This window comes from Gilliamella sp. B2717, from assembly GCF_026536675.1.
GTDB lineage: Bacteria > Pseudomonadota > Gammaproteobacteria > Enterobacterales > Orbaceae > Gilliamella > Gilliamella apicola_I.
On the sequence record NZ_JAFNNQ010000092.1, the window covers coordinates 1 to 25,110 of the forward strand.

23 protein-coding genes and 1 other RNA gene are annotated in these 25,110 nt (G+C 35.8%); 16 read left to right on the forward strand and 8 right to left on the reverse strand.

Annotation, left to right across the window (positions count from 1 at the left end; all coding sequences use genetic code 11):
* The first annotated feature begins 96 nt into the window (after positions 1–96).
* A non-coding RNA gene (locus tag J3U35_RS09015) (RtT sRNA) lies at positions 97–221 on the forward strand.
* 110 nt (positions 222–331) lie between these two features.
* Here J3U35_RS09015 and J3U35_RS09020 read toward each other — a convergent pair.
* Positions 332–1,363 carry a LacI family DNA-binding transcriptional regulator gene (locus J3U35_RS09020; RefSeq protein ID WP_267360871.1) on the reverse strand — a complete coding sequence of 344 codons (1,032 nt, stop codon included), beginning with the start codon at positions 1,361–1,363 and terminating at the stop codon, positions 332–334.
* A gap of 320 nt (positions 1,364–1,683) precedes the next feature.
* Here J3U35_RS09020 and J3U35_RS09025 point away from each other — a divergent pair, with 320 nt between their 5' ends.
* From J3U35_RS09025 to rimL, 4 genes are all read left to right on the forward strand, one after another.
* The gene (locus J3U35_RS09025; protein WP_267360873.1) at positions 1,684–2,127 is read left to right on the forward strand and encodes a PTS sugar transporter subunit IIA; all 444 of its coding nucleotides are present in this window, start codon (positions 1,684–1,686) and stop codon (positions 2,125–2,127) included.
* 32 nt (positions 2,128–2,159) lie between these two features.
* Positions 2,160–2,432: a PTS sugar transporter subunit IIB gene (locus tag J3U35_RS09030; RefSeq protein WP_065558381.1), complete on the forward strand. Its 273-nt coding sequence runs from the start codon at positions 2,160–2,162 to the stop codon at positions 2,430–2,432.
* Between the two features lie 21 nt (positions 2,433–2,453).
* Positions 2,454–3,818 carry a PTS ascorbate transporter subunit IIC gene (locus tag J3U35_RS09035; protein WP_267360875.1) on the forward strand — a complete coding sequence of 455 codons (1,365 nt, stop codon included), beginning with the start codon at positions 2,454–2,456 and terminating at the stop codon, positions 3,816–3,818.
* A 112-nt stretch (positions 3,819–3,930) separates the two neighbouring features.
* Positions 3,931–4,482: a 50S ribosomal protein L7/L12-serine acetyltransferase gene (gene rimL, locus J3U35_RS09040; protein ID WP_267360877.1), complete on the forward strand. Its 552-nt coding sequence runs from the start codon at positions 3,931–3,933 to the stop codon at positions 4,480–4,482.
* Between the two features lie 36 nt (positions 4,483–4,518).
* On the opposite strand, the gene J3U35_RS09045 is transcribed toward rimL, so the two are convergent.
* Together J3U35_RS09045 and adhP are read right to left on the reverse strand one after the other, a co-directional pair.
* Entirely contained in the window at positions 4,519–6,012 is a 1,494-nt protein-coding gene (locus J3U35_RS09045; protein ID WP_267350082.1) for an APC family permease, read from the reverse strand.
* A 203-nt stretch (positions 6,013–6,215) separates the two neighbouring features.
* On the reverse strand, positions 6,216–7,250 hold the full coding sequence (gene adhP, locus J3U35_RS09050; RefSeq protein WP_267350083.1) for an alcohol dehydrogenase AdhP: 1,035 nt from the start codon (positions 7,248–7,250) through the stop codon (positions 6,216–6,218).
* A 496-nt stretch (positions 7,251–7,746) separates the two neighbouring features.
* On the opposite strand from adhP, the gene J3U35_RS09055 reads away from it, so the two are divergent.
* Positions 7,747–8,787: a tagatose 1,6-diphosphate aldolase gene (locus tag J3U35_RS09055; RefSeq protein ID WP_267360879.1), complete on the forward strand. Its 1,041-nt coding sequence runs from the start codon at positions 7,747–7,749 to the stop codon at positions 8,785–8,787.
* A 133-nt stretch (positions 8,788–8,920) separates the two neighbouring features.
* Here the strand turns inward: J3U35_RS09055 and grxB are convergent, their stop codons facing one another.
* Both grxB and J3U35_RS09065 read right to left on the reverse strand, forming a co-directional pair.
* The gene (gene grxB, locus J3U35_RS09060; protein WP_267360881.1) at positions 8,921–9,571 is read right to left on the reverse strand and encodes a glutaredoxin 2; all 651 of its coding nucleotides are present in this window, start codon (positions 9,569–9,571) and stop codon (positions 8,921–8,923) included.
* A 2-nt stretch (positions 9,572–9,573) separates the two neighbouring features.
* Entirely contained in the window at positions 9,574–10,194 is a 621-nt protein-coding gene (locus tag J3U35_RS09065) for a Pr6Pr family membrane protein (protein ID WP_267360883.1), read from the reverse strand.
* Between the two features lie 235 nt (positions 10,195–10,429).
* Between J3U35_RS09065 and xerD the strand changes: the two genes are divergently transcribed.
* The 4 genes from xerD (at position 10,430) to mpl (ending at position 15,372) form a co-directional block, all read left to right on the forward strand.
* Positions 10,430–11,329, forward strand: a complete 900-nt coding sequence (gene xerD, locus J3U35_RS09070) for a site-specific tyrosine recombinase XerD (RefSeq protein WP_324101240.1) — start codon at positions 10,430–10,432, stop codon at positions 11,327–11,329.
* 24 nt (positions 11,330–11,353) lie between these two features.
* The gene (gene dsbC, locus J3U35_RS09075) at positions 11,354–12,049 is read left to right on the forward strand and encodes a bifunctional protein-disulfide isomerase/oxidoreductase DsbC (RefSeq protein ID WP_267350088.1); all 696 of its coding nucleotides are present in this window, start codon (positions 11,354–11,356) and stop codon (positions 12,047–12,049) included.
* Between the two features lie 77 nt (positions 12,050–12,126).
* Positions 12,127–13,863, forward strand: coding sequence for a single-stranded-DNA-specific exonuclease RecJ (gene recJ / locus J3U35_RS09080; protein WP_267360885.1), 1,737 nt, complete (start codon positions 12,127–12,129; stop codon positions 13,861–13,863).
* A gap of 117 nt (positions 13,864–13,980) precedes the next feature.
* Positions 13,981–15,372, forward strand: a complete 1,392-nt coding sequence (mpl, locus tag J3U35_RS09085; RefSeq protein WP_267350090.1) for a UDP-N-acetylmuramate:L-alanyl-gamma-D-glutamyl-meso-diaminopimelate ligase — start codon at positions 13,981–13,983, stop codon at positions 15,370–15,372.
* Between the two features lie 196 nt (positions 15,373–15,568).
* Here mpl and J3U35_RS09090 read toward each other — a convergent pair whose 3' ends face one another.
* Positions 15,569–16,927: an L-serine ammonia-lyase gene (locus tag J3U35_RS09090; RefSeq protein ID WP_267350091.1), complete on the reverse strand. Its 1,359-nt coding sequence runs from the start codon at positions 16,925–16,927 to the stop codon at positions 15,569–15,571.
* A 329-nt stretch (positions 16,928–17,256) separates the two neighbouring features.
* On the opposite strand from J3U35_RS09090, the gene proS reads away from it, so the two are divergent.
* From proS to J3U35_RS09105, 3 genes are all read left to right on the forward strand, one after another.
* The gene (gene proS, locus J3U35_RS09095) at positions 17,257–18,978 is read left to right on the forward strand and encodes a proline--tRNA ligase (RefSeq protein WP_267360887.1); all 1,722 of its coding nucleotides are present in this window, start codon (positions 17,257–17,259) and stop codon (positions 18,976–18,978) included.
* 105 nt (positions 18,979–19,083) lie between these two features.
* Positions 19,084–19,587 (forward strand): tyrosine-protein phosphatase, encoded by a 504-nt coding sequence (locus J3U35_RS09100; RefSeq protein ID WP_267360889.1) that lies wholly within the window; start codon positions 19,084–19,086, stop codon positions 19,585–19,587.
* 165 nt (positions 19,588–19,752) lie between these two features.
* Positions 19,753–21,204 carry a M48 family metalloprotease gene (locus J3U35_RS09105; protein WP_267360891.1) on the forward strand — a complete coding sequence of 484 codons (1,452 nt, stop codon included), beginning with the start codon at positions 19,753–19,755 and terminating at the stop codon, positions 21,202–21,204.
* Between the two features lie 61 nt (positions 21,205–21,265).
* Here J3U35_RS09105 and J3U35_RS09110 read toward each other — a convergent pair whose 3' ends face one another.
* Positions 21,266–21,928 (reverse strand): histidine phosphatase family protein, encoded by a 663-nt coding sequence (locus J3U35_RS09110; protein WP_267350095.1) that lies wholly within the window; start codon positions 21,926–21,928, stop codon positions 21,266–21,268.
* A 30-nt stretch (positions 21,929–21,958) separates the two neighbouring features.
* The gene (gene rluC, locus J3U35_RS09115) at positions 21,959–22,936 is read right to left on the reverse strand and encodes a 23S rRNA pseudouridine(955/2504/2580) synthase RluC (protein ID WP_267360893.1); all 978 of its coding nucleotides are present in this window, start codon (positions 22,934–22,936) and stop codon (positions 21,959–21,961) included.
* Positions 22,937–23,082: 146 nt separating this feature from the next.
* On the opposite strand from rluC, the gene dsbB reads away from it, so the two are divergent.
* The 3 genes from dsbB to J3U35_RS09130 all read left to right on the forward strand — a co-directional run bounded on the left by dsbB (position 23,083) and on the right by J3U35_RS09130 (position 25,021).
* Positions 23,083–23,613 carry a disulfide bond formation protein DsbB gene (gene dsbB, locus J3U35_RS09120; protein WP_065558397.1) on the forward strand — a complete coding sequence of 177 codons (531 nt, stop codon included), beginning with the start codon at positions 23,083–23,085 and terminating at the stop codon, positions 23,611–23,613.
* Between the two features lie 78 nt (positions 23,614–23,691).
* Positions 23,692–24,348: a bifunctional tRNA pseudouridine(32) synthase/23S rRNA pseudouridine(746) synthase RluA gene (gene rluA, locus J3U35_RS09125; RefSeq protein WP_267360896.1), complete on the forward strand. Its 657-nt coding sequence runs from the start codon at positions 23,692–23,694 to the stop codon at positions 24,346–24,348.
* A gap of 76 nt (positions 24,349–24,424) precedes the next feature.
* Positions 24,425–25,021 carry an XTP/dITP diphosphatase gene (locus tag J3U35_RS09130; RefSeq protein WP_065558399.1) on the forward strand — a complete coding sequence of 199 codons (597 nt, stop codon included), beginning with the start codon at positions 24,425–24,427 and terminating at the stop codon, positions 25,019–25,021.
* The last annotated feature ends 89 nt before the right edge of the window (positions 25,022–25,110 follow it).

Consider the following 25,110-nt stretch of genomic DNA (forward strand, 5'->3'; position numbering starts at 1 on the left):
TAGCGCAACTGGTTTGGGACCAGTGGGTCGGAGGTTCGAATCCTCTCTCGCCGACCAATTTCAAAAAAAAGCCTGCTCAGTGAGTAGGCTTTTTTGTTATTCGCTTCAGTATAAAGGATGAGAACCGACGGAGGTTCGAGCCGAGCGTAGCGAGATAACGTTGCTTTAGCAACGACCCGAAGGGCGAGCATGAAATGCGAGTCATCCTCTCTCGCCGACCAATTTCAAAAAAAAGCCTACTTTTCTAAGCAGGCTTTTTTTGTTTCTGAATTTTGAGAATAAAATTTATCTCATTATTTTCTCTCTTTTATCTAACATATAATACGATCAACTATAAACTCACTCGCGCTTGAATCACTGGCTCTAATTGGGATAATATAGGTTCACTCAAATCCGTTTTGTTATTTAATTTATGTAATATTAAAGTCGCCGTATATTCTCCAATCTGTTTGGAAGGTAATGCGACAGTCGTTAATGGTGGAAAGCTTACTTCACTAAATTCATTATTACCAAATCCACTTACTGCTAATTGATAAGGGACACGAATGTGCCGACGTTGACATTCATAAAGCACACCACACGCTAATTCATCAGTCGTACATATTAAAGCGTCAAGTTCAGGCCAGTTGAGTAATATATCGGAGAGCAAATCGGAACCCGTACTAAAGTTAGCAGGTTTAGCTGCATTAATTACTCTATGATTGGGTAAATGATAAGTTAACATTGCTTTATGCCAACCATGTAAACGCTGTTGAAAAAAATGATTCTGTTGATTAGCACATAGTAAACCAATATGGTGATAACCCTTTTTAATCGCATACTCGGTAAGCGTATACATAGCTAAACAATCATTTATTTCAACATTTAAATCTATTAAGTTTTCATATTGCTTGCCAATATTCATAATCGGTATTGTTTTGTAATTGGTGATTTGTTGAATTAACCCTTCATCTTCAACATGAAATAACAAAATTGCTTCAAGCTGATAACTGCTTAACGTATTAACTAATTGCGATTCGCATTTGTAATAATGGCACAATTCGATAATTAATGTCGTATAACCTTCTTTTGCTAAGTGAGTTTGCAAAGTATTAAGTAAAATTTTTGCTGTATGATCATATATTTTAGAAGTAATTACCGCGATAACTTTAATCGCCGATGCTGAAGCCAGTAAGCTTGCTGCGACATTGGGTTTATAACCCAATGTCGTAATCGCCAATTGAATTTTTTGACGGAGCTTATCCGAAACTTGCTCAGGTGTCCGTAAAGCTCTTGATACCGTCATAGCCCCGACACCAGCATGTTTCGCGACATCAAACAAAGTGATCTGCCCAGTACTCTTACGCTTTTTTATATCCTGCATGTTTTATCTCAATTAACGTTAACCCTTTTATTTATCTGGCTGTTTGCCCAAAGAATAATGAACTAAATTTTTTCATGGCTAGCAATCAAGTGCAGATTGTTCAAGCTGTTTTTTAATCATGATTATCGATATAATATTAACACTCTAAAAAATATGAGTTATCCATTCATTAAAAATGTTATCTGTATCACAAAACAGAGAAATTTTATTTTAACTTTGATAGCGCTATCACATTTCTACTATTTTTTAATTTCTATTATTGTGCAGTATGTTAATTTTTTAAAAGATATTAACTTTATATCGGTTTTAATGGAGGAAAAATGTTAGGTAAATGGTTAACCAACCAAACAGTCAATATTATTGATTCGGTTAAAGACTGGAAAGAAGCGATACAACTTTGTGCAACACCATTATTAAAAAATAATGCTATTTCACAAAATTACGTGGATGCTATTTTTCAGTTACACGAATCAATAGGACCTTACTACGTTTTGACACCCGGTATTGCTATGCCACATGCCAGACCTGAACAGGGTGTAAATCAATTAGGATTGTCAATGTTATTGGTCAAGCAAGGCGTTAAATTCAATTCAGAAGATAATGACCCTGTTTATTTAGTGACTTTATTAGCGGCCAATGATAGCACCAGTCACATTGAAATGTTAACGCAATTAGCAACACTCTTCGGTGAATCAAACGATATGCAGACCATTTTTAAAGCACAACATCGTGATGAAATCTTGGCTGTGATTGATCAATATTAAATTAAATAGAAATGAGTAAAAGGATAAACAATATGAAAATTATGGCAGTTTGTGGTTCAGGTCTTGGTAGTAGTTTTATGGTTGAAATGAATATCAAAAAAGTCCTAAAAAAATTAAATATTGATGCAGAAGTTACACATGCTGATTTAGCTTCAGCAACACCCGATCAAGCTGATCTGTTTGTCATGACAAAAGATTTAGCCACCAGTTCTGGGATTCCTGCCGATAAATTAGTGGTGTTAAACAATATTATTGATATCAACGATTTAGAACAAAAACTCGTTGAGCATTTTGCCAAGAACTGAGCAAATCGTTAAGGAGTTACTATGATTCAGGAAATAGTAAAATTTATTGTTGATATCCTAAAAGTACCTGCGGTGCTTGTTGGCTTAATCGCAATGGTAGGATTATTAGCTCAACGTAAATCATTTGCCGATACGGTAAAAGGAACCATTAAGACTATTTTAGGCTTTTTGGTATTAGGTGGTGGTGCAACCGTACTTATTAGCGCAATTACACCATTAGGTATCATGTTTGAACAGGCGTTTAAACTTCAAGGAATCGTTCCTAATAATGAAGCTATTGTATCCATGGCATTAAATGAGTATGGCACAGCAACGGCATTAATTATGGCGTTTGGTATGATTGCCAATATTGTTGTTGCTCGATTTACGCGATTAAAATTCATCTTTTTAACCGGTCATCATACTTTTTATATGGCTTGTATGATTAGTATTATTTTAACTGTTTCAGGGTTTCAAGGTTGGCAATTAGTCTTCACCGGCGCACTGGTTTTAGGGTTAATTATGGCGTTTTTCCCTGCTTTAGCTCAACCACAAATGCGAAAAATTACCGGTAACGATGACGTCGCATTCGGTCACTTTGGTACGCTAGGTTATGTCTTAGCTGGTTGGCTTGGAAAGGCAGTTGGCAAAGGGTCTCGTTCTACCGAAGAGATGAACTTACCAAAAAACTTAAGCTTTTTACGTGACAGCTCAATTTCAATCTCGTTAACCATGATGATTATCTATCTAATTTTAGCCGTATTTGCCGGTTCAGATTATGTTGAAAACAATCTTAGTCATGGCGATAATTATTTAGTTTATGCCATTATTGAGGCGATCACTTTTGCAGCAGGTGTCTTTATCATATTGCAAGGTGTACGTCTAATTCTTGCCGAAATTGTCCCCGCATTTACAGGATTTTCAGAAAAATTAGTCCCTAACGCCAAACCTGCTTTAGATTGCCCTGTCGTATTTCCTTATGCACCCAATGCGGTATTGATTGGCTTTTTATTTAGCTTTTTGGGTGGATTAGTTGGATTATTTGTTTTAGGTCAACTTAACGCGGTACTCATTTTACCGGGTGTGGTTCCACATTTCTTCTGTGGTGCAACTGCTGGGGTATTTGGTAATGCAATGGGCGGACGCCGTGGGGCAATGCTTGGCGCATTTGCTAATGGTTTGTTAGTGACATTTTTACCTGTGGTATTATTGCCTGTATTAGGATCACTAGGTTTTGCCAATACCACGTTTTCTGATGTCGATTTTTGCGGTGTAGGTATTTTACTTGGTAATATGGCAAAATGGTTAAATAAAGATGTTATTATGATGATTATTGTTGCTATTTTTGCTTTATTAGTTGTGTATAACTATGTGGCTAAACCAAAAAGCGAGAGTCAGAGCAAATAATAAACATTTATTGTTTTGTATCCATTAAAATCCATCAAAATTGCCAGACTACACAGTCTGGCAATTTCATAAAAAAGGTCATTAAACTGTTATGTTTTTAAGAGAATAAAGAATGAATGATAACCAACAAGATGAAATTCATGTCACTGAACATATCTATCTTAGTCCTGCAACAACTGATTATGCCAAAGCGTTATACTACATTATTGATTCAAATCGTGTCTTCTTTAGTCAATTTATGGCATGGCCAAAATTTGTCAAATGCGAGTCAGATACAGCTAATTTTTTAGCAGATTGTTTTGTCAAACATCAGCGTGATCAAACTAAAACCTATGTAATTTTACATAATAACCTATCAGTCGGGTTACTTTCCTTTAATTATATCGATAAAAATAATAAAACTGCCTATCTCGGTTATTGGTTAGATAGCAAAGCACAAGGTAAGGGTATCATTACACAAGCTATCCAAGCACTCACTCATCATTATGCTGTAAAAAAAATCATTAAACGCTTTGTCATTAAATGTGCTGTCACTAATTTGAAAAGTAATCAAGTCGCTAAGCGTTGTGGTTTTGATTATGAAGGAACACTCAAACAAGCCGAATATCTTAATGATGCGTTTTATGATCAAAATATCTATAGTTTAATTTCAAATTATATTTAAGCTACTTGTCATAAAAATAAACTGGCAATAGCCAGTTTATTTTATGAATTGATTAAATAACATCAAAACTTTAAAAGCAAGTCCTGAACTCACGATATAACCATATGCAATTAATCCGGCAATGATAATTAATGAAGCATATGCAATAGAGTATTGTGTTTTGTTATGATATTTTTTCATTTCACCAAGCGAAAGCTCTTTGTTTTGATTCTTTTTATGATAATAGTAGTATACTGGTAAGCCAATCAAGGTTAAAAAGATTGAAGCAATCCCATTTACAGTTTGATAAATCAACATACCATAAATAACATAAGCAGCCCCGCTTATAGCCACAATAGGAATAATAGGGTATCCAATAACTTTGTAAGGTCTAGGCACTTCAGCATATTTTTTTCTGGCAATAATCACACCAATAAAAGTCAGTAGATAAAATACCCAAATCGCAAACATTGAAATTTCTGACAACCGATCAGCATCCAGCAATATCGAATACAAGAATGAAAAAATAACTAAGACAATAATAGCATTAACTGGGGAACGACTATCCTCATCAATCGTACTTAAAAAACGTGCCCCAATAATCGTACCTCGCTCAGCCATACTAAAAATAGTTCGTGATAAGGTCATGATATAACCATTAATGCCACCCAGAATTGAGACCATAATACCAACGGCAACCAAGTTTCCACCGAATTCCCCAAACATGCGTTGTGAAGCAATAGCTGAGGCATCATGTTTTAGTGATACCATTTCCTGTACCGGAAATATTTTAAATAGTGCAATGTTTATACAGGCATAGACAATAATTAAGAATAGGATTCCCAGAATGATTGCTTTAGGTAAAACTTTTGAAGGATTTCGGATTTCACCAGCTACCGAGGCGACTTGCGCCCAACCGTCATAAGCAAACAGTGTCGCAAGAATGGCAACAGCGAAAGGTGCATAGGTTTCAATGCCTTGTCCACTTGCACCAAGTAAGGCGACTTGTCCATTACCTTTCCAAAGACCAAAGATAGCTAATAAAAGGATCGGAATTAATTTACAAATCGTTGCAAAGGTTTGTAAATAGCCTGCCTCTTTAACCCCTATTGCATTAATCAAGGCAATAAAACCTAACACACCTGCACTAACCGCCATTCGATAAGCTTCATCAATATTAAATAATAAGCAAAAAACTGAGCTAAAATAGCCAACAAGTGCCCCAACTAATGATGGCGCAAAAAGAACAGTGATCATCCAACCATAAAGGTGAGATACTTTCGCGCCATAAATTTTTTCTAAATAAACTAACATGCCACCAGTTTTAGGAAACATTACCCCTAATTCACACAATGTTAGTCCACCACAAATAGAAAAAATACCGCCTATTATCCACGCTAGTAATGCATAATTATAATCACCAGCGACTTCTAACACTGCGGGTGGTTTCATAAAAGCCCCTGCTCCTAAAACCATTCCGACAACCAGTGATAATGCAGAAACTAGACCAAGATCTTTCCGCAATTTATTTTCTAAATTGTGATCTGACATAAACGTCCTCTTTGAGTAATAATCTATATTAAGGAAAATTTATTTATAATAGAAGTTTATGAATAAAATTCAAGAAAGAATACTGTTAACTATCTGAAAAGAATTAAATTCATACAAAGAATGGGATTTTCATCCTTTAAATATAAAAAAGTCAGCATTAAGCTGACTTAAGCATATAAGTCGAAACCTTTTAGTTACTTTTTTTAGTTACTTCTTTTCATTTTCATATCAATGACCATACGCCCTTGAATTTTTCCTGCTTTCATTTCATCGATCATATCGTTGATATCTTCTAATGGTCTTTTTTCTACGATCGGGACAACTTTTCCTTCTGCACTAAATTGAAATGCTTCTGCAAGATCTTCTCGAGTCCCCACAAGCGAACCTAAAACTTGAATACCATCTAATACTGTTTTAGGAATACTTAAATCCATTGTTTCAGACGGTAAACCCAGTGCCACAACACGTCCTAAAGGGCGAACAGATTCAACAGCCTGATTAAAACCTGTCTTAGTTACTGATGTCACCACAGCACCATGCGCACCACCGCCCGTATGTTGTTTGATGTATGCCCCTACATCAACTACTTTTTTAGGATTAACGACTAAATCTGCCCCCAATTTTTTACACAACTCTAATTGACTATCACTATTACTAATTGCCACCACTTTGTTATTAAAGACTTTTTTACCATACTCAACCGCCAAAGTTCCTAAGCCACCAATACCAAATACAGCAAGCCATTGCCCTGGTTTGGTATCCGCAACTTTAATGCCTTTATAAGTGGTAACACCGGCACATGTTACACTGGTTGCTTGAGCAGGATCTAATCCTTCCGGAACTTTAACGGCATAATCAGCCTTAACAATACAAAATTCTGCCATACCTCCGTCAACGGTATAACCCGAATTCAACGCACTACGACAGAATGTTTCATTACCCGATATACAATATTCACAAGTCCCACAACCTGCATGAAACCATGCAATACTCACCCTATCGCCAACTTTTAAACTTTTTACATCGGGCGCAACTTTAGTCACTATGCCGACACCTTCGTGACCAATTACTCTACCCGGCTTTTTACCAAAATCGCCCGAAGCAACATGAAGATCCGTATGGCAAAGACCGCAATATTCAACTTCAACTAAAGCTTCACCAGCTTCTAATGGACGGATAGGAATATCTTTAATGTCGACTTGGCCATCGCAAGCATTTCTTATAACAGCAGCTTTCATTTCTTTCTCCTGAATAATTAAAATTTAACTCATAATTGTATTTATTTTAGTCTTATTTTTATTAAAAAATATGCTTATCTTCAAAGTTTTAAAAAAATTTATATCCTATTTTATTTATTGATATTGTATAAAAACCTATAAAGCTAATTAATCTCACTATTTAGAATTTGCATTTTTATTTCAATTTATACAGTGCCGATAGATGAAGTATGAGTAGTTTTGTCTTAGAACTACTGTTTAGTACAGTCTATAGAATACAAAAAATGAATGCGTATTAATGTTAAGTTAGCCAACAGGCATCAACCACATTGACAAATTTTAACGATTTTTCTAGAAAATAATATCAAACTATCACAATGTATCACTTTCCAGAAAGGCAACTAATGAACTGAAATTTAATCATTTTTAGCTTTAATCAAAACTAGCACTAAATGACTAATAAATCATCGAGTAATAAATCTACAATGAAAAATCTTTTTAAATGGAGAGTTGTAAAATGGCTACAAAACGTATTTCTCGTGGTAAATTTACCCGTATGCAACAATTATCAAACCAAGAAGGTATTATTGCTGCGTTAGCAATCGATCAGCGTGGTTCAATGGTTAAAATGATGGAAGCCGCCGTTGGTAAGGATCGTTATCATGTTGATATGGTGTATGAATTCAAAGAGCTTGTTTCTCAAGAATTAACAAAATATGTCAGTGCAATTTTGTTAGACGAAGAGTATGGCTTTAAAGGTATGGCGAAAAAAAATCAAAATGCGGGTTTAATCATTTCTTATGAAAAAACGGGTTATGATGCTAACACACCCGGTCGTTTACCTGACGTATTACCGGAAGATTCTTTACAACGGTTATTAAAAAAAGGGGCAGATGCAGCCAAGGTTTTAGTCTATTACAACCCTGATGATCCACAAGATATTTTAGATAAAAAGCATGCATTTTTAGAACGTATTGGCGATGAAGCAAGAGCGGCTGATATTCCCCTCTTTGTTGAACCTATCGTGTATGATAACACGGTGACAGATGATAAAAGTCCTGAATTTGCCAAAATCAAACCACAAAAAGTGATCAATACCATTAAAGAGTTCACGAAAAACCACTATTACATCGATGTTTTAAAAGTCGAAGTTCCTGTACTTTTTAAACATGTTGAAGGCTTCAATGATAATAATGTTGTAGTGTATTCACAAAAACAAGCTGCGGATTATTTTAAACAAGCCAGCGATGCCGCCACGCGTCCTTTTATATATTTAAGTGCCGGTGTTCCGACCAAAACATTCCATCAAGAGTTAATTTTTGCGGGTGAAAACGGTGCTAAATATAGTGGTATTTTAGGTGGTCGTGCCACTTGGTTTGAAGGTGTTGCCGTTTATGCCAAAGAAGGGAAAGAAGGACTAAAACGCTGGTTAGATACCACCGGACGGGAAAACGTTGAAGAACTCAATAAGATTTTAAAACAATATGCTACGCCATGGTATGACATTTACGGCGGTAAAGACCAAATTGAAATCATTGATCTTAAATTAGGTAATTAATCGCTCAGTTTCAACATGCTAACTACGATTTATCATATTGTTAGCATGGGTTAATACTTATCATATTCCTATTTTCTAATTGTTAACTCATTAACCTAGGTTAATGAGTTTTTTTGCTTCAAAATATTGGTAATTATACGGCTTTATCAAAAAACAGATTAACCTTACTCTGTTTTGACATCGATTCCAGATAAGCTTTAATTTTAGGCGGAAAGGTCAAACTCTTTACACAAGTTAAATTACGTAATACAGGAAATAATAAGATATCATCCAATGATAAATTACCATTACAAGCATGTGCTGAAACAATCAGGGGTGCTAGTTTATCTAGAATGTTTGATACGGACATGACTAATTCATCAGTTTGTTCAAGACATGCATCAAACGAACCTATTTTTTTGGTTTTATTGGCAACAAAATCATCAATAGCATGTTGAGTTGCAAATTCCGCTAAACCGAGTTTAATATAGCGAGGACACTCTAATTTATAATCATAGTGTTGTAATTGCTTAATTAACGCTGATATTTCGGATGATTGTGATCCAACTAAAATTGGTTTGCCCCCATAATTATTGTCGATGTAATCCACAATATCTAAACTTTCTGGCATATAACTCCCGTCATCTTTTTGCAAAATCGGAACCATTTTTTCGCCGATCATGCTTTGCGGTGTTTCCGAATCATCACTAAGTAAAACGTGCTCTTCAACCGGTATATTTTTCAAACCAAAAATCATTCTTGCTCGTGCACAGAAAGGACAATGTTCATAAATATATAGTTTCATTTTTATCTCCTTAAACGGTCAATACACCATAATAAGAAAGTTAATCCCAAAAATAATAATAGCACTTTACTGACATTATATAATGCTTTTATATAACCTATTTTTTCAATGTTGATAAATGGATACGGATATTGATGTGTAAAATAACCTCGTACGAAGATATAAATAGCATACGCTATCATTGACAATATCGAACCAATAACAACTTTGGCGTTGATACGTCTGAATGGTCCCCAAATAAGCCAACTCAAAATACCTAATAGGGGAATAACAACATGTAAACTTTCATTTGTAAAACGCAATAAACTATTTGGCGGTTGATGAATACCGCGTAAAATTGAGTTATAAATTATTGCAGTAATAATTACACCAATTAAGCCATTTAATCGAATAACATTAAAGCTATAACGGTTACAGTTAGGTTTAAAGGTTAAAAATAGGCAACTTATTGCTAGCATGAGATTGGAAAGAACAGTAAAAAAACTATAATAAAATATTATTCGACCTATCGGCGTACCAGGTTGCCATGGACGAAGCCGAGCATGCCAATAAACATGAGTTTCAATACCAATTACGAATAACGCATAAACCGCGATAAAAAGGTAAATATTTCGCTTTAACATATAATTACATTGAGGAAATTTTAGAAATGATAAGTATATATCAAACAATGCAAGCCACATATTTTTTTCACTAACATCAATAACATTATATCAGTAAAAAGTTAAAATAATGTCTTTTATCATACAATATGATATTCATGATTCAACATGAGTTACACTGCAATTAATTGCTAATTTAGTATATAATATTTTCTATATTTAAAATGTAGAGATAATCTTGGTGTCAAAAGACCACATTCGTCCTCACAATGACAAACTCGTTGAAGAATTCCTCAACGCCATATGGTTAGAACGAAATTTAGCGGAAAATACTATAGAATCTTATAAACTTGATCTATTGGCACTCAATCAATCGCTACAGTTGAAAAATGTGAATTTTATTACTGCTCAGACCACTCATTTGCAAGATTTTTTAATGCAACGGGTTGCCGATGGTTATCAAGCAAGTAGCACCGCACGACTGATGAGTGCAACAAAACGTTTTTTTCAATTCTTATATCAAGAGAATTATCGCACCGATGATCCTTCAGCTGTCCTGTCTTCGCCTAAATTACCAAAAAAATTGCCCAAAGATTTAACTGAATCACAAGTTGAGGCTTTGCTTGAATCCCCTAATACTCAAGACTCATTAGAGCTTCGAGACAAAGCCATGTTAGAAGTGCTTTATGCAACCGGTTTACGGGTAACAGAATTAGTGAGTTTAGAAATAAGTGATATTAGTTTACGACAAGGTGTGATTCGGGTAATAGGTAAGGGGAATAAAGAACGTTTAGTCCCACTGGGCGAAGAGGCCATTTATTGGTTAGAATACTATTTTAAATATGGACGCGATGATTTACTTAAATCGGGGCCAGTCGATGTGCTTTTCCCAAGTAGACTTGGAAAAAAAATGACACGACAGACATTCTGGCATCGAATAAAATATTATGCCATACTAGCTGATATAAATATTGAAGCACTTTCTCCTCATGTGCTTCGGCATGCATTTGCTACCCACTTACTTAATCATGGGGCAGACTTGCGGGTTGTTCAAATGTTATTGGGACATAGCAGCCTTTCAACTACGCAAATCTATACCCATGTAGCAACAGAAAGGTTAAAGCAATTACACAGCAAACATCATCCTCGAGCATAGGGTTTAAAAAATAAGGATAAGTAAATGAAAAAATTAGTTTTAGGTTTGGCGTTAATTTCAACCTCAGTTTTGGCAGGTAATAGTGACATTACCGATACCATGAGTAAGCTAGGTTATGAGAATAAAGATTTAAAAATTACCAACACGCCCGTAAAAGGTTTGAAAAGTGTAGTCACACCCGATGGAACCTTTTATGTCACGGACGATGGTAAATATTTAACTCAAGGCCCTATCTATAATGTTGAAGGTGACGAGCCGAAAAACATCGCTAATAGCACTAATTTGGCATTAATGAAAACTATCGAAAAAGATGCTATCATTTACAAAGCCAAAGATGAAAAATATGTGATTTCAGTATTCACTGACTATACTTGTCATTATTGTAAATTGTTGCACGAGAATATAGATCAATATTTAAATAATGGCATTTCAGTCCATTATTTCGCCTACCCTCGTGCAGGTGCTGATAGTGAAGTTGGTAAAAACATGCAATCTATCTGGAGCGTTGCTGATCGCAAAGCTGCTTTTGATAAAGCTTACAAAGGCGATCCTATTACACCAGCTACCAGCGACGTTCCTTATGTTACTCAGCAATTTAACGTTGGTCGACAACTAGGTATAAGCGGTACCCCGTCAATCGTTTTATCCGATGGGCAACTTATTCCAGGTTACGTACCAGCCGATAAATTAATTGAAATCTTAAAAAACACAGCTAAATAATTTTTAATTAAATACTAGCTAAAATTCAAATTTATAATTAATAAGTATGTTAGCGCAAATGCGCTAACATTGAAAATATGAATAAAACTAAATTAGTACGTCGTAAATTACCCGAGTTACATCCTGAATTTTCGAATGACATTCCAACATTATTGCAACGAATCTATGCTCTACGTGGCGTGACATCAAGCAAAGAGATTGATTATGCTGCTCGAAATCTAAGTAATTATGATCAGTTAAATGGTATAGATAAAGCCGTTGAAATTATCTATTCAGCCATGAAAAACAATCAACGAATCATGATTGTCGGCGATTTTGATACCGATGGGGCGACCAGTACCGCATTGGCTGTCCGAGCATTAAAACAGATGGGATGTCAGTTTGTCGACTATATTATTCCTGACCGATTTGAAGATGGTTATGGTTTAAGTGTTGAAGTGGTTAAAAAAGCGATATCATCGAAAGCTGACCTGATTATTACTGTCGATAATGGCATTTCAGCTATTGAAGCGGTCGAATTTGCTAAACAAGCTAATTTGCCAGTCATTATTACCGATCATCATTTATGCCCTAACCCGTTACCTTCGGCGGATGCCATTATTAACCCTAATTTACCTAATTGTACCTTTCCCTCCAAAAATTTAGCTGGAGTGGGCGTGACATTTTATTTAATGTTAGCGTTAAGAGCAAAATTACGGCAAGAAAACTGGTTTAATGATAATCAGTTAGCTGAATTTAACATTGCTAATTTATTAGATTTAGTTGCACTGGGAACTATTGCCGATGTCGTGAAACTGGATCATAACAACCGTATCTTAGTTCATCAAGGCGTTAGCCGAATCCGCTTTGGTTACTGTTGTGAAGGTATTAAGGCATTATTGCAAGTTGCCAAAAAAGATTGCTGTTCATGTAATGCGACTGATCTTGCTTTTTACATTGCACCAAGATTAAATGCCGCTGGGAGAATGGACAATATGTCGCTTGGTGTCGAATTATTACTCTGTGACCACCCTGACACCGCCCTTAACTTAGCAACTGATCTTAATAATTTAAATAATGATCGCAAATTAATTGAACAGACGATGCATCAAGAAGCACTGTCTTTCATTGAAAAAATGGAGAATGAAAAAACCTCGATTCCTCACTTTCTAGTGGTTTATCACCCCGAGTGGCATCAAGGTATCATTGGGATTTTATCTTCCCGTTTGAAAGAAAAATATCATCGTCCGGTTATTTCGTTTGCTTCTACTCAAGATGGTTTTTTAAAGGGATCTGGACGGTCAATTAAAGGAATTCATTTACGCGATTTACTTGATGAATTGCAGCACTTACACCCTGAGCTTATGGTAAGTTTTGGGGGACATGCGATGGCGGTTGGTTTAACAATACATGAAAATGATTTATCACGTTTTACCGCATGTGTTGAAGCATTATTACTTAAACGATTAGATGACAAATTATTAGAAACGGTTATTGAAACAGACGGGGAAATCGATGGACAAGATTTCAATTATTCAATTGCCAAACAATTAAAAGATTCCGGGCCTTGGGGAGAAGGATTCCCTGAACCTATTTTTGATGGTGAATTCATCATTCATCAACAGCGATTATTGGCAGACAAGCATCTTAAATTGGTTTTAGAACCTAAAAATGGCGGACCAATCATTGATGGTATTGCATTTAATGTTGATCGTCTAGAATGGCCTGATTTATCAATAAAACAAGCTAAAGTTGTTTATCATTTAGACGTAGATGAGTTTCGTGGTAATCAAGCCGCCAAATTATTGATTAGACATTTGTGGCCTATCGCATAGTTGATCAAAATCGATTATAATTCGCAGAATATTTAAAAGTTACATTACATTAACCTTTGATATAATTCAGATAAAGACTAGTTTATTAACATAATTTGTAGAGATTGAGGACTAAAAATGCATATTCATATTCTTGGGATCTGTGGCACATTTATGGCAGGAATTGCATTAATAGCCCGTTCTCTTGGTCATAAAGTTACTGGCTCAGATAAAAACGTTTATCCACCTATGAGCACGCTTTTACAAAAAGAGCATATTGACATTATTGAAGGTTATGATCCATCACAACTGACTCCTAGCCCGGATTTAGTCATTATTGGTAATGCCTTATCCAGAGGTAATCCTTGTGTCGAGCATATACTAAATAGTAATATTCCTTATATCTCTGCGCCACAGTGGTTACATGACAATGTATTAAAAGATCGTTGGGTTATCGCTGTTGCAGGAACGCATGGTAAAACAACCACAGCAGGCATGGTCAATTGGATATTGGAAAAACAGGGATATAAACAAGGTTTTGTGATTGGTGGTGTACCGGGTAATTTTGATGTTTCCGCTCGATTAGGCGAAGGTAAATTTTTTGTTATTGAAGCCGATGAATATGATTGTTCGTTTTTTGATAAACGCTCCAAGTTTATGCATTACTGCCCTAAAACGCTTATTATGAACAATCTTGAGTTTGATCATGCTGATATCTTTGATGATCTTAATTCAATTCAAAAACAATTTCATCATTTGGTACGTTTAGTCCCTAGCAAAGGGCTGATTATTTCGCCTCAAGATGATGTGAATTTACGACAAGTCTTAGCCAAAGGTTGCTGGAGTGAACAAACTTTTACTGAGTCAGAATCTGGTTGGCTAGCTCAAAGAATTAACCATGATGCAAGTCACTTTGCTGTTTATTACAATAGTCAAAAAGTCGGCGAAGTAGAGTATTCTTTGGTTGGTGAACACAATATGCATAATGCACTCATGTCAATTGCTGCTGCCCATAATGTCGGTATTCAACCGGCTGATGCTTGTTTAGCGCTCAGCTCATTTGTTAATGCTAAACGACGTTTAGAACTTTATGGTAAAGTCAATAATATTGAAATATATGACGATTTCGCACATCATCCAACGGCTATTTTGGCAACCTTAGAAGCGCTACGTAGTAAAATTGGTGCTAATCGTCGTATTCTGGCAGTGTTAGAGCCTCGCTCAAATACCATGAAATTAGGCATATCGAAAGATGAATTAGCGCCGTCATTAGGTCGTGCCGATGAAATCTTCATTTTTCAACCAGAACAGTTACCATGGTTAGTCGTTGATGTTGTTGATGCTTGTATTCAACCGGCTTATTGGTCTGGTGATATTGATTTGTTAGTTGAAATGATTGTTAAATCAGCAAAACCAACCGATGCAATATTAATTATGAGCAATGGAGGATTTAATGGTATTCATAAAAAGCTTTTGGATAAGTTAACAAAACAGCAAAGCAAAGAGCAGGAAGACCAAGATTTAATCTAATTGATTTTTATGCTTGTCGGTATGGCTAGATACCTAGCCTACCATACAAGTATAAATAGCACACCTTTCACAATCTTTTCAAGATATTACAATTTGTTTATCAACAATCAAAATCGGATCGCCCCAATCAGCATTGACTGGCAAAATTGATTTTAAGAAATAGATTTCAAATCGATTACTAATTATAAATGCACTACTAACTACAATGCACCGTTATGGCTAATCCACCCCGTGATGTTTCACGATATTTGGCATTCATATCTTTACCTGTCTCGTACATCGTTTCTATTACTTTATCAAGAGATACAATGGCAGCAGTTGTTCGTCTTAGCGCCATACGTGTCGCATTAATCGCTTTTACTGCAGCAATGGCATTACGTTCAATACAAGGGACTTGTACTTGACCATCTACGGGATCACAGGTTAAACCAAGATTATGCTCCATACCAATTTCAGCCGCCATACACACCTGTTCAGGACTGCCACCCAGTAATTCCGCAAGTCCAGCTGCAGCCATTGAACAAGCTACTCCCACCTCACCTTGACAACCTACTTCAGCCCCCGAAATAGAAGCATTATTTTGGTATAAAAGCCCTATGGCGCCACAAGTTAAAAAATACCGAACATAGGTATCAGGAGTTACTGGATCAATAAACTTATCATAATAAGCAAGCACTGCTGGAATAATACCGCAAGCCCCATTGGTTGGCGCTGTCACCACCCGCCCCCCTGCTGCGTTTTCTTCACTGACCGCTAAGGCAAACATATTTATCCAATCGATAATAATCATCGGATCATTATCATTTTTACTGGTTGATAATTGTCGGTAAAGTGCATTCGCTCGACGAGGTACTTTTAATGCACCCGGTAATAAACCTTCAGTGTGGATACCTCGCTTAATACAATCTAACATGGTTTGTCCAACCAACGTAAAATAGTTGATAATTTCCTGTTGCGAATGGAGTTGTAACTCATTTTTAAGCAGAATGCTTGATATCGATAATGAGTTTTCATCACAGTGCTGCAAAAGTTGTGCTGCCGATGAAAAAGGATAAGGAAAGTCAACCGTATTTTGATCTTGTTGACCAAACTGTGTATCTTCTACAATTTTACCACCACCGACCGAATAATAAGTGGTTTGAGCAAGTATTTGCTCACCTTGATAAGCCGTTAAAGTCATACCATTTTCATGCTTAGGCAAAAAAGTAGAGTGAAATAGAATATTTTCACTTGAAAACGCTATTTCATAACGACCATTATAGATAGATAACCGTTTATTTTGATTCATATTTTGAATAAAAATAGGAATATCATCGATATTAACGGTATCGGGTTTTTCACCCGCTAGCCCTAAAATAATAGCGATATCAGTATGATGCCCTTTACCTGTCAAAGATAATGAACCATAGACATCGGCAATAATCTTAGTCACAACAGGCATTTGACCATTATCAATTAACTGATCGATAAATGCTTTGCCTGCTCGCATTGGACCAACAGTATGCGAGCTTGAAGGGCCAATACCAATTTTAAATATCTCAAAAACTGAAGCCATTTGTTTCCTTTATACGGTTAACGTCGATTAAAGTAAGAATAACTATTTGATCAAAGATGATGGCTATATTATGGCGTTAACCATGGCATAATCAAGTATAGAATCAAGCTTTCAATTTAAATCGTAAAAAATTTTGCCAAGCGAAGATATGCGCCTTAGTCATGTTGTTAATTTTCATTTTATCTCTCTTTATTTGCTTAAATTTATAAATAATTTTTGTCGATTACAACAATTACGCATAAAATTACTTTAGTGTTACGCGACGGACTGCTAAACTAGCTCACATTTTAGTATATTCATTAGTACATTATTTTTTTCAGGATAAATTTATGCGAACCAGTAAATATCTTCTTTCTACATTAAAAGAGACTCCAGCAGACGCTGAAGTGATAAGCCATCAATTAATGTTACGTGCCGGCATGATCCGTAAAGTTGCCGCAGGATTATATACTTGGCTGCCCACTGGTTATCGTGTACTTAAAAAAGTTGAAAATATTGTTCGGGAAGAGATGAACAAAGCAGGGGCAATTGAAGTGTTAATGCCAGTTGTGCAACCTGCTGATATTTGGCAAGAAAGCGGCCGTTGGGAACAATATGGTCCGGAATTATTACGTATTAAAGACCGGGGAGATCGTGATTTTGTATTAGGTCCAACCCATGAAGAAGTGATCACTGACTTACTACGCAACGAAGTGAGTTCATATAAACAGTTACCGCTTAATGTTTATCAAATTCAAACCAAATTTCGTGACGAAGTCCGCCCACGATTTGGCGTAATGCGTTCTCGTGAATTTATTATGAAAGATGCTTATTCATTTCATACTTCACAAGAATCCTTGCAAGAAACCTATGATGATATGTATAAAGCCTACAGTGCCATATTTACACGTGCAGGTTTAAATTTTAGAGCGGTACGAGCTGATACGGGTTCTATTGGTGGCAACTGGTCGCATGAGTTCCAAGTATTAGCCGACAGTGGTGAAGATGATATTGTCTTTTCTACCGAATCTGATTACGCGGCAAATATTGAGATGGCACAAGCATTAGCGCCAACACAAAGTCGCCTTGCACCAACCAAGGCGATGGAACTGGTTGATACACCTAATGCCAAAACGATTGATGAATTAGTTGCACAATTTAATTTACCTATTGAAAAAACAGTTAAAACACTTATGGTTAAGGCGACTAAAGAGAGTGGACACCAACTGGTGGCTTTATTAATCCGTGGTGATCATACGTTGAACGAAATCAAAGCGGAAAAAATTGATATTGTGGCATCGCCTTTAGAATTTGCAACTGAAGATGAAATTCGTGCGATAGTGAATGCAGGACCAGGTTCATTAGGACCGGTAAACCTTGATATGCCAATCATCATTGACCGTGATGTGGCAGTCATGAGCGACTTTAGCGCAGGCGCCAATATCGATCATAAACATTATTTCAATATCAACTGGGACAGAGATATCACTTTACCGCGTATCGAAGATATTCGTAATGTGGTTGAAGGCGATATTAGCCCTGACGGTAAAGGAACATTACAAATTAAACGTGGTATTGAAGTAGGACATATTTTCCAATTAGGCACCAAATATTCTCAAGCGATGAAAGCCACTGTTCAAGGGGAAGATGGTCAAAATCATGTCATGATTATGGGGTGTTATGGTATTGGTGTAAGTCGTATTGTCGCAGCAGCGATTGAACAGTGCCACGACGACCGCGGTATTATTTGGCCTGACGCAATTGCGCCTTTTAGCGTTGCCATAATACCAATGAATATGCATAAATCAGAAAAAGTACAAGCCACTGCTGAAAAGCTTTATGCAGATCTACAATCAGCAGGTATTGAAGTACTCTTTGATGATCGTAAAGAGCGACCGGGCGTGATGTTTGCTGATGCCGAACTCATTGGTATTCCACATACTTTTGTCATCGGTGAACGCAATCTTGAAAATGGCGAAGTTGAATATAAACACCGTGCTGGTGGTGAAAAATCGCTAGTAAAAATCGATGAATTGATGACATTTATTAAAAAACGTCTTCAAACAGTTTAAATAAACATGTCCGAATAATTAGTTATGCAAAATACAACACAACAGTTAAAAATGAGTCATAACCGTATTACAACGATTGTGATATGTCTACTACTGCTGTGTTGTATGAGTTTAAATCTCATTGGCTGTCAATCTAAGCTTAATTCTGATTATCAATTACCGGATAATTTTCATCAAGTGTCTAACGATATCTATCGCTCAGAACAACCTTCAATAACTGAATTTAAATATCTTGATAAACTTGGCTTTAAAACCATTATAAATTTACGGCTATTTCACAGTGATCGTGAGTTAGTCGAAAATACACAGATGTCAGAAGTTTGGATTCGAATGCGGGCAGGTGATATTACTGATGAGAAAATGATCCAAGTAATGAAAGCAATTCATACCTCCCCTAAACCGATATTAATCCATTGTTGGCAAGGTAGTGATCGTACCGGCGTCGCTATTGCTATGTACCGTTTGGTTTTTGAAAATTGGACTAAATCTCAAGCTATTAATGAGTTAATGCAAGCTGAATTTGGTCATCACTACAATGTTTATCCCAATATCAAAAAATATCTTGAAACAGTTGATATTGAAAAAATTCGCTCTGCCGTTTTTCAATAAAAAGATAGAAATTTTGATAACCCTAAACAACGTCATTGATTAAAGATGCTATCTGTTAGGCTTATTAACTTTATGTAAAGTTTAATCACAAATTCAAAGTGATATTGTGTTTTTTTTCAGCTAAAATAACTATTAATAATTATATTATCCCTATGGAATAAAATAATGCTAAAAAAAACAATTGCATTTTTAATCTCGGCTTCATTGCTATTGCAAAATACCTCATTGGTATATGCAGATAACATTAACTTGCCCGATATTGGTACAGCGGCTGCATCAACATTAAGTATCGGTCAAGAAATGGAAATGGGGGATTATTACATGCGAATGTTACGCGCTCAAGCCCCTATTCTAAATGATCCTGTTTTAAATCAATATATTAATGACTTGGGTCAAAAATTAGTTTCAAAATCAGAATCAGTACAAACCCCTTTTCACTTTTATATCATGCGTAGCGATGTCCTTAATGCTTTCGCTTTTTTTGGTGGTAATGTCGTTGTCCATTCTAAGTTAATACTTGATACGGATAACGAAAGTCAACTAGCATCAGTCATGGCTCACGAAATAGGTCACGTCACCCAAAGACATTTAGCCCGTGCAATCGAAGCCCAAAATCGTAACAGTCCTTATTTTTGGGGAGCTACGTTAGGTTCTATATTACTTACATTAGCAAATCCTGAAGCTGGAATGGCTGCGATGACAAGTACTATGGCGGGGTCTGCACAAAGTATGATTAGTTTTACTCAGAGCAATGAGCAAGAAGCGGATCGTGTTGGTCTTAGAACTTTAGTCAAAGCCGGATTTGATCCTTATGCATCATCTGAATTTTTGCAAAAACTTGCTGACCAAACGCGCTTTAGTAGTAAACCGCCTGAAATATTACTTACTCACCCATTGCCTAATAATCGTTTAACTGACGTTCGCAACCGAACTTTGCAATACAGTAAAAAAAATATTACTTCTTCTCTTGATTACTATTTAGCTAAAGCTCGATTAGCGATTATTACGGCTAAAAATAAAAATGCCGCTTTGTTATTAATTCAAGATTATAAAAAATTAAATAATCAACCAAGCAAAATTGCCATCATATACTGTGCCGCATTGGCGGATTATCAGGCAGGTAAATATCAACAAGCCAAACAGCAACTTCAACCATTATTAGATAGTCAGCCTGATAATCTATGGTTTATTGATTTAATGACTGATATAGATTTAGAACTTAATAATAATAGTGTTGCCATTACACGATTACAGCAAGCTTTAAAAAAATTTCCTAACAGCACAGCGATACAATTAAATTTAGCGGCGGCTTATAATAATAATAAAAATTACCAACAGGCCGTTAGCCTTCTTCATCGCTATACCCATGATCATAATGACGATATGAATGGCTGGGATGAATTGATTAAAGCTTATGGTGGGCTGCACTCAACAGCACAACAAATGACTGCAAGAGCTGAGCTTATTGCTTTACAAGGTAGATTTGATGAATCTATTCAATTGCTGCAAAACGCTAAAAATAGAGCTAAAGGCGATCAAATCACACTATCTAAAATAGACGCCAGAATAAATCAATTAAAGCAACTGCAAAAACGCTTTGCAAAATACAAAAGGTAAAATTTATAATTTTCTGGCTAATGGCATCCACATTAGCCAGAAAAATATTCATTCAGCAAATTTATTTATTGGCTAAATGATCAACGTTATTATAAAACTTAACCGAAAATTGCCCTTTAGGCTGATTTTCATCTTGTTTATAGTTAACCACACTGATACTTGTATTTAACATACGTGGAAAATACGCTTCATCACGGTGTAAACGCCAGTCTCCTCCATTTAAAACACAAAGTAGTATCCGTAATACTGTGCCATGAGAAACAACTAAAATATTACCGGTATCTTGCTTAGTATTTTCGATAATGGTCTTTAATGCTCGCTCCATACGTGCCAAAACTTGTTGATAATTTTCACCTTGATTGACTGTAGCATCAAAGTTAGCAGGATCAGTAAGATAAGTGTTAAATTCTGGAAATGCTTTTTTTAATGTCGGCACATGTTTACCTTCCCAAATACCAAAATCCATTTCGCATAAATCTGAAAGTTCAGCGGTTGGAATAACATTTACATTTTCATTGATGATATAGTCTCGAGTTTCCATTGCACGCTGTTGAGTACTTGAATAAGCCTGTATGAACGGAATATCTTTAAGGTACTTTCCTGTCACCTTTGCACCTAAAATTCCTTCTTCTGTCAAAGGGGAATTCTGTGAGCCTTGCATTTGATCTTTAATATTCCATTCCGTCTGACCGTGTCTAATTAAATATAAATTGATATCTTTCATTGGTGCTAACTACCTTATTTATTTTTTAAATTATGCTTGTTTAAATTTATCTTTTCTAAGCTGAGTTAAACAAGCTTGCAATGTGGCATCCATTGGGGCTTGTAATAGCATTTCTTGCTGGGTTTTAGGATGAATAAATTTGACACTCGCCGCATGTAAAAAAAGACGGTTGAGTGTAGTATGTGATAATAATGCATCAAATTGGCGATCCCCATAACGATCATCAAAAGCAATCGGATGATTAGCATATTGCGTATGAATTCGAATTTGATGAGTACGGCCTGTTACAGGACTGGCTTTTATCAACGTGGCAAACTCAAATCGTTCTTCTACTTTAAAACGTGTTTCTGAAGGTTTTCCTTCTTTATCAACTTTCACCACTCGTTCACCACTTTTGAGCACATTTTTTAGCAATGGTGCTTGAATCACTTTACATTCAGAAGACCAATTGCCTTTCACTAACACTAAATAATTTTTTTGCATCTGCTTTAAACGAAGCTGTTCATGCAACGCTTTTAATGCAGAGCGTTTTTTAGCAATCAACAGTACCCCTGATGTTTCACGATCGATACGATGCACCAACTCTAAAAATTTTGCTTCAGGCCTTAACGCGCGTAATCCTTCAATCACACCAAAACTTAAACCACTGCCACCATGCACCGCAATGCCCGAAGGTTTGTTGATAGCTAAAATCATCTCATCTTCATAAATAATTGCCTTTTCTAATTCGGCCACTTTATTTAATTTTGTTGAGATTTCGGGCGTGGCTTTTTCAGCAACTCGAATAGGAGGAATACGAACTTCATCGCCAATATTCAATTTGTATTCTGGCTTAATACGTTTTTTATTCACTCGCACTTCACCTTTGCGTAATATACGATAGATCATACTCTTTGGTACACCTTTCAAATAGGTGAGTAAAAAGTTATCAATACGTTGAGTCGCATTTTCTTCAGATATAGTCACAAAAGTAACATTTAATTTTTTTTGTGGAGCGTTTGTGTGCATAAGAGATGATTAGTCCGCTATCAATGAGTAAAAGTCGTTTACATTATTCTTAAATAATCTACACTAATCTTAATTATAATTAGGTAGTTTTTTTCAGTATAATAAAAGCAAAACAATTATAACGGAATCTGGGAGAATAAAATAGTATGTTATCGCTGCTTAATCAGTACTCACGTAGAAGGTTTGCTTGGTTTTTACTTTTTCTTTCAACCGTTGTTTTTGAATTAATTGCTCTACATTTTCAATACAATTTAGGTCTTGCACCCTGTACATTGTGCATTTATCAACGTTGTGCAATATTTGGTATCATGATAGCAAGCTTTATTGGATTTCTGGCTCCTCGCAAAACATCTTTTCGTTTAGCCGGTATTTTTATTTGGCTTATTAGTGCATTTCAAGGTTTTCGATTAGCAAAATTCCATGCACAACTACAGTTCGAGCCAAGCTTTGGTGATACGTGTTCAATTAAAACTGAATTTCCATCCTGGTTACCTTTAGATACTTGGTTACCTGAAGTATTTAGTGCTTATGGTTCTTGCTCTGAAAAAATCTGGTCATTTTTAACGATTGAAATGTCACAATGGATGATCATCATTTTTGCTTGCTATTTTATTGTGGGTCTGATCATATTGTTTATGCAGCTCTTTTCACCGAAAGAATCAACATGGCATAAGTAAACAATTTATAGAACTGGCACTTTTTGTTGATTTTGCTAGAATATATGGCAATTTTTAGTTATTAATTGTCATATTTAAATGCTTTTGGAATATCATCCCCCTACTGATCCTTGGCTGTCAATTTTATATCAAGACGATCATATCGTTGTTGTTAACAAACAACCGGGAATCTTATCGGTTTCTGGTAATAAACCACAATTTATTGACAGTATCATTCATCGTTTGCAACAAAAATATAGTTATGTGGAATCGGTACACCGTTTAGATATGGCAACCAGTGGCATTATGGTTGTCGCATTATCTAAACTTGCCGATCGAGAAATTAAAAAACAATTTCGAGAACGTATTCCTAAAAAAACCTATATCGCGGTTGTGCATGGACATGTTGAGCAAGACACCGGATCTGTTGAATTACCACTGATTTGTGATTGGCCAAATCGTCCTAGACAAATGGTAGATAAGGAAAATGGCAAATATGCATTAACAGAGTATCAAGTTATTGCAAGAAATCCCGATAATACAACTCGCATTAAATTATTTCCATTTACAGGACGCTCTCATCAACTGCGTGTGCATATGCAAGCTATTGGTCATCCAATTTTAGGCGATAAATTTTATGCCCATCCAGAAGCTTTCTCGATGTCAAAAAGATTACTATTGCATGCACAATTATTAACAATTAATCATCCTAAATCAGGTGAAAACATGACTTTTACTTGTGATCCTGAATTTTAAATAAGTAAATATAAAAAACACTCATTATGTTTAAGCAATCAGCTCAAATATTAAGCCAATAGGTTAAGGAACCTTTATGCAAAAAATTGTTTTAGCAACCAATAATCAGGGTAAAGTCAATGAATTACAAAATTTACTGGCTGATGCGGGTTTTGATATCGTCGCACAAAGTCAGTTTAATCTCCCTGATGCCGATGAAACAGGTTTAACATTTGTCGAAAATGCCATTATAAAAGCGAGATATGCTGCAAAATTAACTGGGTTACCCGCCATAGCCGATGATTCAGGGTTAGTTGTGGAAGCACTTAATGGTGAACCGGGTATCTATTCTGCACGTTATGCAGGCGAGCACGGTAATGATGAAAGTAATAATCAAAAATTATTACAAGCATTACAACCTATTCCTCAAGAAAAGCGTTCCGCATATTTTTATTGTGCTCTAGTTTTTATGCGTCATGAAAACGATCCTACTCCCATCATCTGTTTAGGCAAATGGAATGGCTTAATCTTAAATGAATTAAAAGGTAAAGGCGGTTTTGGTTATGATCCTTTATTTTATGTGCCAGAACTAAATTGTACTGCCGCTGAGCTGACTAAAGAACACAAAAGCCAAATTTCCCATAGAGGGCAAGCTCTTAAACAATTGATTAAAGAAATAAAAACTAAATATTAAAAATATTTAGTTTGTTGTAATATTGTTTATATTCCAAATTGCAAGTTTACGAATAAACGTTATATACTTACATGCATCAATTATATCGG